Here is an 11382-nt window from a genome sequence, read left to right as displayed (position 1 = left end):
GCTCGCGCTCCGCGCGGGGTGGCCTGCGGCGTCGGGGCCTGGCGGAGCCAGCTCCCGGCGCTCCGCGCCGGTGGTTCGCCCCACCCGCGCTCCGCGCGGGGCGGCCCGTGGTGCCCAGGGGCCTGGCGGAGCCGGCTCCCCCTCCCCCGCGCTTCGCGCGGGGCGGTCTGCGGCCGGCGCACCGGCCGCACGGCGGCCCTACGGGCCGCAGGGCACGTCAGGCGGAGCCGCGCCGCCCGTCCCGCGCTGAGCGCGGGTCCCGCCGCCGGGGCCCGACGCCGCTCCGCGGCGTGGACGCGGAGCGCCGGGCTCCCCGGCCCGCGGTGCAGCGCGCGTATGGCCGGGTGGATGGGGCGGAAGCCCCACACGAGACCGGCGGCGGAGCCGCCATGACCACGGCCCGGGCCGCTACCGCGCGGAGCGCGACCGCCGCCTGCACCCGCGGGGGAGCCGCCAGTACCGGCCCGCCACCGGCGACTTCGGCTACTACGTGGACGACCCCCACGCCACCGCCCACACCAGGGAACCGCTGCGCGACCGGGTGGACGCCGTGGTCGTCGGCGGCGGGTTCGGCGGGCTGCTCGCCGCCGCCCGGCTGCGCCAGGCCGGCCTCGACCGGATCCGGGTGATCGAGCGCGGCGGCGACTTCGGCGGCACCTGGTACTGGAACCGCTACCCGGGCATCCACTGCGACATCGAGTCCTACGTCTACCTCCCGCTGCTCGAGGAGGTCGGCTACGTCCCGAAGTGGCGCTACGCGCCGGGCGAGGAGATCCGCCAGCACGCCCGCGCGATCGGCCGCCACTTCGACCTCTACGCCGACGCCTGCTTCGGGACCGAGGTCGACGGGCTGCGCTGGGACGACGCCGCCGGCGAGTGGACCGTCACCACCGACCGGGGCGACCGGATCGCGGCCCGCTACGTCGTGGTCTCCGGCGGCCCGTTCGGCCGCCCCAAGCTCCCCGGCATCCCCGGCATCGAGAACTTCCGCGGCCACACCTTCCACACCAGCCGCTGGGACTACGCCTACACCGGCGGCGGCCCGGACGGCGACCTGCACCGGCTGGCCGACAAGCGCGTCGGCCTCATCGGCACCGGCGCCACCGCCATCCAGTGCGTCCCCCACCTCGCCGCCGCCGCCGGCCACCTCTACGTCTTCCAGCGCACCCCGTCCTCCGTCGCCGAGCGCGGCAACCGCCCCACCGACCCCGGCTGGAGCGCCACCCTCGCCCCGGGCTGGCACCACGAGCGCCGGGAGAACTTCCTCGCCGCCGTCAGCGGCGCGCCGGTCGACGAGGACCTGGTCGACGACGGCTGGACCGCCGGCGGCCACCTGCTCGGCACCCTGATGCCCCGCGTCGACCACCGGCCGCAGGGGACGTCGGACGAGGAACGCGACCGCCAGCTCGAACTGGCCGACTTCCGCGCGATGAACGAGATCCGCGCCCGCGTCGACCGGATCGTCGCGGACCCGGCCACCGCCGAGGCCCTGAAGCCCTGGTACCGCTACGCCTGCAAGCGCCCCACCTTCAGCGACAGCTACCTGGAGACGTTCAACCGCCCCAACACCACCCTGGTGGACACCGCGGGTCCCGGCATCGAGCAACTCACCGAACGCGCCGTGGTGGTCGACGGCGTCCCCCACGAGGTCGACTGCGTGATCTTCGCCACCGGCTTCGACCTCACCCTGCCCACCGCCGACCGCACCGGCTTCCCGATCCACGGCCGGGCGGGGCGCACCCTCGCCGAACACTGGGCGGCGGGGCCGCGCACCCTGCACGGCTTCTACAGCCACGGCTTCCCCAACCTCTTCCACCTCGGCGCGCTGCAGAACGCCAGCGCGGTGAACTTCACCCACGTCCTCGACGAACAGGCCCTGCACATCGCGGAGGTGGTCGCCGAGGCGGCGAAGCGCACCGACCACCGCGTGGAGCCCACCGCCGAGGCCGAGGAGGGCTGGCAGGCCACGCTCCGCGAACGCGGCGTCGACCACTCGGCGTTCCACGCCGAGTGCACCCCCGGCTACTACAACAACGAGGGCCGGGTGCGGGCCGGCCGCCGCCCCTCGTTCGGCGACGGGCCGATCGCCTTCCACCGGCTGATCAGGCGGTGGCGCGCGGAGGGAGGACTGCGCGATGTCCTCGCCGACTGACGCCCGCCCCAGCCGCCTCGACCCCGCCGGCGCCCGGCGGCCCGCCACCGGCGCCGGCTGGCGTGCCACCCGGCTCAACCACCCCAACCCGCTGTGGGGTTCCAACGGCATCGCCTTCGGCCCCGACGGCCGGCTCCACGTGGCGCAGTTCCTCGCCGGCCGGATCAGCGCCGTCGACCCGGCCACCGGGGACGTGGAGACCGTCGTCGGCCCCGGCGACCCCGTCGAGGCCCCCGACGACCTCGCCTTCGGCGCCGACGGCGCCATGTACATCGCCGACCTCACCCCCGGCCGGGTCTGGCGCCGCACCCCCGCCGGCGAGTACCACCTGGTCACCGCGGACATCGCCCAACCCAACGGCATCACCTGCGTCGGCGACCGGCTCTTCGTCAACGAGATGCGCTCGGCCGGCCGGCTGTTCGAGCTCTTCCCCGACGGCCGCGACCCCGTGGTGCTCGCCGACGACCTCGCCTGGGGCAACGCCATGCAGCGCGGCCCCGACGGCTGGCTCTACTACCCGCACATGATGACCGGCCAGGTCTGGCGCGTGCACCCGGACGGGGGGCCGCCCGAGCTCTTCGCCGACGCCGTCGACGAGCCGGTGGCCGTCCGCTTCGACCGGGGCGGCGCCCTCGTGGTGCTCTCCCGGGGCCCGGCCGGGCTGCTCACCAGGATCGACCGGGACAGCGGCCGGCGCACCGTGCTGGCCACCGGCGTGACCGGGCTCGACAACGCCGCCTTCGACGCCGAGAACCGGATGCTGGTGTCCAGCTACGCCAGCGGCGGCATCACCGAGGTCCACCCGGACGGCAGGACCAGGGACCTCGTCCCGCGCGGGCTCAACGGGCCCTTCGGGATCACCGTCGACCTGGGCGGCCGGGTACACGTCGCCGACCACTTCAGCCTGACCAGCACCCCGGCGCCGGGCGAGGCGACCACCCAACCACCGTGGCCCGACGCGGCGTTGACCCGCCGCCTGATCATCTTCGCACACGGCGTGGCCGCCGCCGACGGGCTGCTCCACCTCACCACCCGACGCGGCGAGGTGCACACCCACGACCCGGCCGGCGACACCACCCGGGTGCGGGTCACCGGGCTGCGCGATCCGGTCGGCATCGCCGTCGCCCCGGACGGCGCGCTGCTGGTCGCCGAGGCCGGCGCCGGCCGGGTGCTGCGCGTCGACGCGGCGGACGACGCGGTCACCGTGCTCGCGGCGGGCCTGCCGCACCCGGTGGACGTGGCCCTGGACGGCGCGGGACGCGTCCACGTCACCGACGACGAACTCGGGGCGGTGCTGCGGCTGGACGACGAGGGCGCCGGTCCGGGCACGACCGTCGCGGACGGCCTCGGCGCGCCGCAGGGGCTGGTCGTCGACGGCGACGAGCTGTTCACCGTGGAGACCGCGCGCCGCAGGCTGCTGGCGATCTCGCTGCCGACCGGCGAGCGGCGGGTGGTCGCCGCTGACCTGCCGGTCGGCCGGCCGGCGGCCGCCGGGCGGGCGGCGCCGAAGGACCCGCCAGGAGTGGCGGCGCCCCCGCCGCCGTTCGCCGGCCTCGCGCTGGCCCCGGACGGCGCCCTGCTGCTCTCGGCCAACGGCGAGGGCACCGTGCTGCGCCTGGACCGGCCGGCACGACCCGACGGGCGCGCCGGAGGCGGCGCTGCGCCTAACGAGTGAAATGTGGTGGCGTGCGCGGCGTTCGCTCTCCAGGCTGTCCCGGTGACCAACGACTCGCACGCCCCGTTCGCCGATCCGCACTACGCCGCCGCGTACGACGCCTTCTTCCCCTGGGAGGAGCGGGAGGACTTCCACTTCTACCTGCCGCGTGTCATGGCCGCGCGCTCCGTGCTCGACCTGGGCTGCGGCACCGGGATGTTGCTGCACCACGCCCGGGAGGCCGGCCACACCGGCCGGCTCGTCGGCCTCGACCCGGCCGAGGGCATGCTCCGGCTCGCCAGGCGGCGCACCGACGTCGAGTGGATCCGGGGCGACCTCTCCACCACGTCCTTCGACGGCGAGTTCGACCTGGTGGTGATGACCGGGCACGCCTTCCAGGAGTGGGTCACCGACGAGCAGGTGCGGGACTCGCTTGCCGCCGTGCGGGCCGCCCTCGCCGAGGGCGGCGCGTTCGGCTTCGAGACCCGCAACCCGGCGGTGCGGGGCTGGGAGAGCTGGGGTCTCGAGTACGGGCTGGCCGTCCAGGACCCGGCCGGTTCCGGCGGCGTCGTGCGGATGACCGTCGAGGCCGCTTCGGCCGGCGAGGGCGGCGTCGTCGAGGCCGTCACCCGGATGAGCGGACCGGCCTGGCCCGAAGACCTGGTCCGCCGGGGCCCGTTGCGGTTCCTCGACGCCGACGCGATCGACGCCGCGCTGGCCGAGGCGGGGTTGCGGGTGGCCGAGCGCTACGGGGACTTCGACGGTTCGCCGCTCACTCCGGCGAGCCACGAGATCGTCACCATCGCGCGCCGGACGTAACGCGCGCGGGTTTACGAGGGAACGGATGTCTTGTCGTGTTCGTCAACCCCGTTGCGGGGAAAGGTGAAAGGTGGGACCGGGATACCCATGCGCACTTGTGGGGCGTTAGGGTTACCCTGCCCGGACCGGGTGCCGTTGTACGGGTGGGAGAGTCATGGAGCGGATAACAGTGCGGAGCAGGCCGCCTCGAGTGCCTGCCATCAACTGCGGGAGTGGCGCCAGCAGCGCCCGCCTCGATCGCCACTTGAGCGTGCTCTCCGGCCCTGCCGTGTCACAGCGGGACGCCGAGGAAGCCACCACGCTGATGCGGGAGTTGACCAGGCGCGACGAGCGCACGGCGACCAGCAAGAAGGCGCGCGTGTCGCTGCTCGCGCCGCTTCGGCGGCTGCGGCGCACGCTGTTCGGCGGTCGCGGCTGAACCCCTGAGCGCGTTCCCGACCGCCGGGCCGGCCCCGGCCCGGCGGCGGGCGGCTCAGTCGGCGTCCGGCCCGTCGTCCAGGGGGAGTTCGACAGGCGCGTCGCCCGGTCCCGCGTCCGCCGACACCGCGTCCATCGACACCGCGAACGAGAACCGGTCACCCCGGTAGTGGATTCGCGCCACGTCGACGGCGCGCCCACACGCGTCGTACTCCACGCCCGTGATGTGCAGGATCGGGCTCAGCAGCGGCACGGCGAGCAGCCGGGCCGTCTCGGGGTCGGCCAGCCTGGCCTGCACGGTGTTGGTGATCCGGCCGACCGCCACCCCGGCCACGTCCCGCAGCACCCGGGTCATCGGCCACCGCGCCAGCGTCGCCGGCTCGATGCGCGCCGCCACCTCGGGGCGCACCAGGTTCTCCACCCAGTTGACCGGTTCGCCGCTGGTCCGGTCCCTGCGCAGCCGGCGGAAGCGCACGACCTCGGCGAGGTCGGGGAAGAACCCCGCCAGGTCGGTGGGCACCGGCACCGGTCCGTGGCCGAGCAGGGTGGTCTCCTCGCCCGACTGCTGGGCCACGATCGCGTCGACCGAGCCCAGCAGCCGCACCGGCGCCCGGGGGCCCGCCGCCGGCTCGATGAAGGTGCCGCGCCGCCGGTGCCGGCTGATCAGCCCCTCCTGCTCCAACTCCTTGAGCGCCTGGCGCATCGTCAGCACGCTCACCCCGTAGTGCCCCGCCAACTGCTCCTCGGTGGGCAGCCGCAGCGGTGCCTCGGGGGAGCGGCCGAGTATCGAGGCGCGGAGCGACTGCGACACCTGGTACCAGAGCGGGAGCTTGCGGTTGAGCTCGAGCGAGTCGGGGGCGAAGACGGTCACGGCGGTCGCTCCGGGGCTTGGCAGCACGGTTCGCGCTGCGGGGCGGTGCTCGTTCAGGGCTGACGGAAATGGCGTTCCAGACCCTGCCACACGGCGTCGTAGTCGCGCTGGAGATGCCCGCAGCTCGCGGCCTGCTCGGTCAACGTCACCGGCCAGCGCGTCTCGAACATGAACGCCAGCCCGTCGTCGACCTTCTGCGGCGTCAACTCGGCCGCGCTGGCCCGCTCGAAGGTCTCGCGGTCCGGGCCGTGCGCCGAGAGCATGTTGTGCAGCGAGCCGCCGCCCGGCACGAAGCCGCTCGCCTTGGCGTCGTAGGCGCCCTCGATCAGGCCCATGTACTCGCTCATCACGTTCCGGTGGAAGTACGGCGGCCTGAACGTGTCCTCGCCGACCAGCCAGCGCGGCGCGAAGACCACGAAGTCGGCGTTGGCCACGCCGGGTTGGGTCGAGGGCGAGGTGAGCACGGTGAAGATCGACGGGTCGGGGTGGTCGAAGCTGATGGAGCCGAGCACATTGAACCGGCGCAGGTCGTAGCGGTAGGGGACGTGGTTGCCGTGCCAGGCCACCACGTCGAGCGGCGAGTGGTCGTAGGCGGCGGCCCAGAGGTTCCCGCAGAACTTGGTGACCACCTCGACGGGCCGCTCCACGTCCTCGAAGGCGGCCGTCGGCGCCTCGAAGTCGCGCGCCGCGGCGAGGCCGTTGGCGCCGATCGGACCCAGTTCGGGGAGCACGAAGGGCCGGCCGCGGTTCTCGCAGACGTAGCCGGCGGCCGGCCCGTCCGGCAGCTCGACCCGGAACCGCACCCCGCGCGGGATCAGCGCCACGTGGCCGGGACCCGCACGCAGCGGCCCGAACTCGGTGACCAGCAGCAGCGTGCCTCGCTGCGGCACGATCAGCAGCTCGCCGTCCGCGTCGCCGAACACCCGGTCGACCATGGGGGAGTCGGCCCGGTAGAGGTGGATCGACATGCCCTCCCGCCGCCGGACATCGCCGTTGCCGCCCAGCGTCCACAGGCCGGCCACGAAGTCGGTGCCGGCCGGCGGCTCGGGCAGCGGGTCCCAGCGCCGCCGGTTGGGGTCGGGCTCGGTCTCGTCGAAGGGCGCGGAGCGCAGCCCGCCGTTCCCGATCCGGTGGAGTGGCGGATGGGCCGCCGAGGGGCGGATCCGGTAGAGCCAGGAGCGACGGTTGTCGGCCCGCGGCTCGGTGAACGCGCTGCCGCTCAGCTGCTCCGCGTAGAGCCCGAGCGGGGCGCGCTGGGGCGAGTTGCGCCCCTCGGGGAGCGCGCCGGGCACGGCCTCGCTCCGATGCTGGTTCCCGAAGCCGGACAGCGGGCGCGCCACCGCCCCGTCTCCGCCGCCACTGCCTGCCACGTTGCCGACCGTGCCCATTCCGCACTCCCGCCGCCGAGCGAACTCGTTATTCCTCTGTTCGACCGTAGGAATGCGGGGGGTGCGAAGTCAACGGCCCTGCACCGTCCTGGCCAGCAGTTCCGCCGCACGGCCCCGGTTGCGGTACGGGCGGAGCGCCTGCCGCATCTCCCGCAACGCGCGCTCCGCCTCACCCGAGCGCAATCGTTCCTGCGCGTGGAGGAAGCACTCCCAGGCCGCGCACGCCTCGTCAAGACGGCCGGTGCGCAGCAGCAGTTGACCGAATCTGGCCTGGGTGAGGGCCCGGCCCCTGAGGTCGTCGGCCGACCGCTCGCCGGCCGCCCGGCGCAGCGCGCCGAGCGCCCCGGGCAGGTCGCCGAGCGCCTCCAGCACGGCCGAGGTCTGGAAGTGCAGCGCGGCGGCCGGATAGACGTCGAACGGGGAGGCCGCGGCCGTGGCCCGGTCGGCGGCGCGCTCGGCCCGGCCGAGCGCCGCCAGCGCACCCCTGGCATCCCCGCCGAGCCCCCACACCACCGCCAGCTGGGCCTGCACATAGGCCTGGTGGGCGGGGGGCGCGCCGCGGGCGCCCTCCTGGGCGGCCTCCGCGAGCTGGATCGCCGGCGCCAGGTGGCCGAGCCGCTGCGCCTGCCCGCTCATCGCCCGCAGCACCACGCTCCAGGCGGTGCGGTCGCCGACCTCGCCGGCCAACTGGTGGGCGAAGCCGTAGTACCGCTGGGCTATCCCGTGCAGCTGCCCGTCCTCGTACATTCTGGCGAGCAGGAAGGCCAGCCGCGAGGCCAGCACGAACAGTTCCCGGCGCGCGCGCCGCGACCGCCGCTGGCCGAGCAGCGGTGTCACGTCGTCGGCGAGATAGGCGGCCAGCGCGCTGCGGGCGTGCCGGCCGCCGTGGGTGTCGATGGAGGCCGCGAAGAAGTCCACCGCGTCGTGCAGGCCCGCGGTGCCCTCGGCGCGCGGCGCGGGCGACTCCGGCGGGGCCGCCGGCGGCAGCGCGGGCACCACCGCCTCCGCGACGCGGTAGGGCCGTTGGTGCAGCGGTCGGCGGCGGCTCGCGTCGCCGTCCGAGCGGCACAGCGCGGTGAAGCCGGTCACCGAGTCGAGCGGCGGCGCCTCCTGGACGTCGGCCGCGAACCCGACGGCCGCCGGGCTGACGGCCCGGCCGAGCCGCCGGGACAGCGCCTCGGCGGCCAACTGGGGAACGGGAGGCCGGGGTTGGGTCCCGGCGAGCCAGTGCGCGACGGAGGTGCGGTCGTAGCGGAGCACGGTGCCGATCTCGCCGCCCAGCGTGTTCACGGCACGGGCCAGGGCCTCCTGGGTCCAGTCGGCCTCGGAGAGCATGGCCCGCAGTCGGTTGTTGGGGCCGCGCCGGTTCGTCATGATCCTGTGGTCTCACGCCCCGGGGCGGCCCGACAGGGCGCACGGGGGCATCGCCGTCGACCGAACTGCCTCACGATCACACGATCGGGTTGCTTTGGCGGTCTTTCGGTCCGCCGTGCGGGAAGGCGCGCGGCACCGCGTCGACGTTGGTGCCATGAACGACCCCCGCCTCTACGCGACCGTCCTGGTCCCGCACTCCTCCTCGCACTCCCACGCGCCCCAGGCGCCGACCCGCGCACGCCCGGGCGCGCCACCACGGCCGGTCGCCGCCGGGGAGGTGGGCGTGCGGGGGAGTGGTCAGTCGAGGTAGCGGGTCACGGTCTCCGCGACGCAGACCGGCTTCTCGCCGCCCTCCCGGTGGATGCCGGCGGCCAGGGTCAGCTGGGTCCCGCCCGGCACCTCGGCCACCGCGGCGATCCTGGCGGCGGCCCTGACCCGGGAGCCGGCCGGCAGCGGGGCCGGGAAGCGCACCCGGTTGACGCCGTAGTTGAGGGCCAGCCGCACCCCCTCCACCCGTAGCAGCCCGGGCACCAGCACCGGCAGCAGGGCCAGCGTCAGATAGCCGTGCGCGATGGTCGAGCCGAAGGGGCCGGCGGCCGCGCGCTCCCGGTCGGTGTGGATCCACTGGTGGTCGCCCGTCGCCTCCGCGAACAGGTCGATCGCCCGCTGCTCCACCGTCAGCCACTCGCCGGGCCCCAACTCCTGGCCGACGGCCGCCAGTAGGGCGTGGGGCGAGGGAAAGATCCGCGGCTGCTCCACCATGCGGGCAGCATAGCGAGTCGGACGGGCGTTGTTGACGGTGCATCGTCAAAGTGGTGGGATCGGTGACGCGTGGGGGCTGGCCCGAAGATCCGCCGTGAACACCGTCCCGCCAAGCATCCGGAGGTTTCCATGCACGCCCGCACGCTCCGCCGACTCGGCACCGCGCTCGCCGCGACCGGCCTGGTCGCCGCGTTACTCGGCGCCGCCCCCGCGGCGACGCCGCCGGCCGCGCCCGCGCCGCTCTCCGCGCCGGCGGCCATCAGCCAGCTCTCCACCGGCTGGTCCGTGCCCTGGGGCATGGACTGGCTGCCGGACGGCTCCGCGCTCTACGCCGAGCGCGACACCCACCGCGTCGTCCGCCTCGCCCCCAACGGCACCCGCACCGTCGTCGGCACCGTGCCGAACGTCGTCAGCGGCGGCGAGGGCGGACTGCTCGGCCTCGCCGTCTCGCCGAACTTCGCCACCGACCGGGCCTTCTACGTCTTCCACACCGCGGCGAGCGACAACCGCATCGCCCGCCTCACCTTCGACGGCACCGCGATCGGCGGCTACCAGCCGATCCTCACCGGCATCGCCAGGGCCACCTACCACAACGGCGGCCGGCTCGCCTTCGGCCCCGACGGCCACCTCTACGCCACCACGGGCGACGCCCAGCAGACCGGCCTGGCCCAGAACACCCAGTCGCTCAACGGCAAGATCCTCCGCCTCACCACCACCGGCGCCCCGGCCCCCGGCAACCCGTTCGGCAACCACGTCTACTCCTACGGCCACCGCAACCCGCAGGGCCTGGCCTGGGACGCCGCCGGGCGGCTCTGGGCCGCCGAACTCGGCCAGAACACCTGGGACGAGCTGAACCTGATCACGCAGGGCGCCAACTACGGCTGGCCGGTCTGCGAGGGCGTCTGCGGCCGCGCCGGCATGACCGACCCCCGGCGAACCTGGAGCACCGCCGAGGCGTCCCCCAGCGGCCTCGCCTACGCCGACGGCGCGCTCTACCTGGCCGCGCTGCGCGGCCAGCGGCTCTGGCGGATCCCGCTGAACGGCACCGAGGCCGGCACCCCGCAGGCGTACTACCAGGGGCAGCTCGGCCGACTCCGCACGGTCGCGACCGTGCCGGGCGGCACGGCGCTCTGGCTCTCCACCAGCAACGGCGACAGCGCCGGCGCCCCGCAGGGCCGCGACGGGGTGCACGTCGTCACCCTGCGCTGAGCGTCAGCGCGAGCAGCGCCGCCACGGCGAGCACCACGCCGGCGGCCGCCAGCACCGTGCCGCCGGCCGCCGCCGGCCGGCGGCCGGTCAGCGCCCGCATCCTGCGGTGCGCCAGCGCCAGGAACCCCACCCACGCCACGGCGGCCCCGGCCACCCCCACCACTGCGGCCGGGCCGCCGTCCCCCTCGGTGATCAGGGTCCGGCCGGCCAGCACCACCACCAGCGCGAACGCCAGCGTGGTCCGCCGCCAGGCCAGCCGCGTCCGCTCCGGCTGCGCCCCGGGATCGCGTGCCACCGGCGCCGCGCCCATCAGCTCAGCACCACGGCCACGATGACCACCGCGGCGGTCACCAGCGTCCCGACCGCGAGCAGCGCGGGGAACCGGCTCATCGGCAGATCCTCGCCGCGCCGCATGGCGCGCTCCGACCGGACCCAGTGGTTCACGGCCCGCACGGCGCACAACCCGCCGCCGGCCAGCAGCAGCGCGGCGACCGCCACGCGTGGCCCCCAGGCCAGATCGGTCAGGAACTGGTCGACGGCGATCCCGCCGGCCACCAGCGCGAGGGCGGTCCGCAGCCACGCCAGGAACGTCCGCTCGTTCGCCAACGAGAACCGGTAGTCCGGCGTGACACCCTCCTCCCGCACCCGCCACGGCGCGAACCACAGACGCACCGCCCGCCACATTCGTCCGATCACATGACGAGTCTGCCTGATGGGGCGGGCCCGGGTGCGCCTC

11 protein-coding genes are annotated in these 11382 nt (G+C 75.3%); 5 read left to right on the top strand and 6 right to left on the bottom strand.

What is annotated here, in order from left to right:
* Window positions 1-433: 433 nt before the first annotated feature.
* The 4 genes from E1283_RS03200 to E1283_RS03185 all read left to right on the top strand — a co-directional run bounded on the left by E1283_RS03200 (window position 434) and on the right by E1283_RS03185 (window position 5043).
* Window positions 434-2152 carry a flavin-containing monooxygenase gene (locus tag E1283_RS03200; protein ID WP_132816305.1) on the top strand — a complete coding sequence of 573 codons (1719 nt, stop codon included), beginning with the start codon at window positions 434-436 and terminating at the stop codon, window positions 2150-2152.
* Complete coding sequence (locus tag E1283_RS03195; RefSeq protein ID WP_132816304.1) at window positions 2136-3827, top strand: NHL repeat-containing protein; 1692 nt, start codon at window positions 2136-2138, stop codon at window positions 3825-3827. The genes E1283_RS03200 and E1283_RS03195 overlap by 17 nt, the downstream gene beginning before the upstream one ends.
* Window positions 3828-3869: 42 nt before the next feature.
* Window positions 3870-4625 (top strand): class I SAM-dependent methyltransferase, encoded by a 756-nt coding sequence (locus tag E1283_RS03190; RefSeq protein WP_132816303.1) that lies wholly within the window; start codon window positions 3870-3872, stop codon window positions 4623-4625.
* A gap of 154 nt (window positions 4626-4779) precedes the next feature.
* Window positions 4780-5043, top strand: a complete 264-nt coding sequence (locus E1283_RS03185) for a hypothetical protein (protein WP_132816302.1) — start codon at window positions 4780-4782, stop codon at window positions 5041-5043.
* Window positions 5044-5097: 54 nt separating this feature from the next.
* Here E1283_RS03185 and E1283_RS03180 read toward each other — a convergent pair whose 3' ends face one another.
* The 4 genes from E1283_RS03180 to E1283_RS03165 all read right to left on the bottom strand — a co-directional run bounded on the left by E1283_RS03180 (window position 5098) and on the right by E1283_RS03165 (window position 9434).
* The gene (locus E1283_RS03180; RefSeq protein WP_132816301.1) at window positions 5098-5913 is read right to left on the bottom strand and encodes a GntR family transcriptional regulator; all 816 of its coding nucleotides are present in this window, start codon (window positions 5911-5913) and stop codon (window positions 5098-5100) included.
* Window positions 5914-5966: 53 nt separating this feature from the next.
* Complete coding sequence (gene hmgA / locus E1283_RS03175) at window positions 5967-7301, bottom strand: homogentisate 1,2-dioxygenase (RefSeq protein ID WP_132816300.1); 1335 nt, start codon at window positions 7299-7301, stop codon at window positions 5967-5969.
* A gap of 69 nt (window positions 7302-7370) precedes the next feature.
* Complete coding sequence (locus E1283_RS03170; protein ID WP_132816299.1) at window positions 7371-8675, bottom strand: NsdA family TPR-like regulatory protein; 1305 nt, start codon at window positions 8673-8675, stop codon at window positions 7371-7373.
* A gap of 297 nt (window positions 8676-8972) precedes the next feature.
* Entirely contained in the window at window positions 8973-9434 is a 462-nt protein-coding gene (locus E1283_RS03165; RefSeq protein ID WP_132816308.1) for a MaoC family dehydratase, read from the bottom strand.
* Between the two features lie 132 nt (window positions 9435-9566).
* Between E1283_RS03165 and E1283_RS03160 the strand changes: the two genes are divergently transcribed.
* Window positions 9567-10646 carry a PQQ-dependent sugar dehydrogenase gene (locus E1283_RS03160; protein ID WP_132816298.1) on the top strand — a complete coding sequence of 360 codons (1080 nt, stop codon included), beginning with the start codon at window positions 9567-9569 and terminating at the stop codon, window positions 10644-10646.
* Here the strand turns inward: E1283_RS03160 and E1283_RS03155 are convergent.
* Both E1283_RS03155 and E1283_RS03150 read right to left on the bottom strand, forming a co-directional pair.
* Window positions 10633-10956 carry a DUF202 domain-containing protein gene (locus E1283_RS03155; RefSeq protein WP_132816297.1) on the bottom strand — a complete coding sequence of 108 codons (324 nt, stop codon included), beginning with the start codon at window positions 10954-10956 and terminating at the stop codon, window positions 10633-10635. The genes E1283_RS03160 and E1283_RS03155 overlap by 14 nt on opposite strands.
* Window positions 10956-11330, bottom strand: coding sequence for a YidH family protein (locus tag E1283_RS03150; RefSeq protein ID WP_132816307.1), 375 nt, complete (start codon window positions 11328-11330; stop codon window positions 10956-10958). The genes E1283_RS03155 and E1283_RS03150 overlap by 1 nt, the downstream gene beginning before the upstream one ends.
* Between the last annotated feature and the right edge of the window lie 52 nt (window positions 11331-11382).

This window comes from Streptomyces hainanensis (genome assembly GCF_004348415.1).
GTDB lineage: Bacteria > Actinomycetota > Actinomycetes > Streptomycetales > Streptomycetaceae > Streptomyces > Streptomyces hainanensis.
Note: the sequence above shows the minus strand (reverse complement) of the source record. Positions and strands in the feature narration are given on the sequence as shown.

Excerpts from the sequence above, each read along its gene's own strand:
- E1283_RS03195 (WP_132816304.1), top strand. The coding sequence starts at position 2,136 with ATGTCCTCGCCGACTGACGCCCGCCCCAGCCGCCTCGACCCCGCCGGC.
- E1283_RS03185 (WP_132816302.1), top strand. The coding sequence starts at position 4,780 with ATGGAGCGGATAACAGTGCGGAGCAGGCCGCCTCGAGTGCCTGCCATC.
- hmgA (WP_132816300.1), bottom strand. The coding sequence starts at position 7,301 with ATGGGCACGGTCGGCAACGTGGCAGGCAGTGGCGGCGGAGACGGGGCG.
- E1283_RS03170 (WP_132816299.1), bottom strand. The coding sequence starts at position 8,675 with ATGACGAACCGGCGCGGCCCCAACAACCGACTGCGGGCCATGCTCTCC.
- E1283_RS03160 (WP_132816298.1), top strand. The coding sequence starts at position 9,567 with ATGCACGCCCGCACGCTCCGCCGACTCGGCACCGCGCTCGCCGCGACC.
- E1283_RS03155 (WP_132816297.1), bottom strand. The coding sequence starts at position 10,956 with ATGGGCGCGGCGCCGGTGGCACGCGATCCCGGGGCGCAGCCGGAGCGG.
- E1283_RS03150 (WP_132816307.1), bottom strand. The coding sequence starts at position 11,330 with ATGTGGCGGGCGGTGCGTCTGTGGTTCGCGCCGTGGCGGGTGCGGGAG.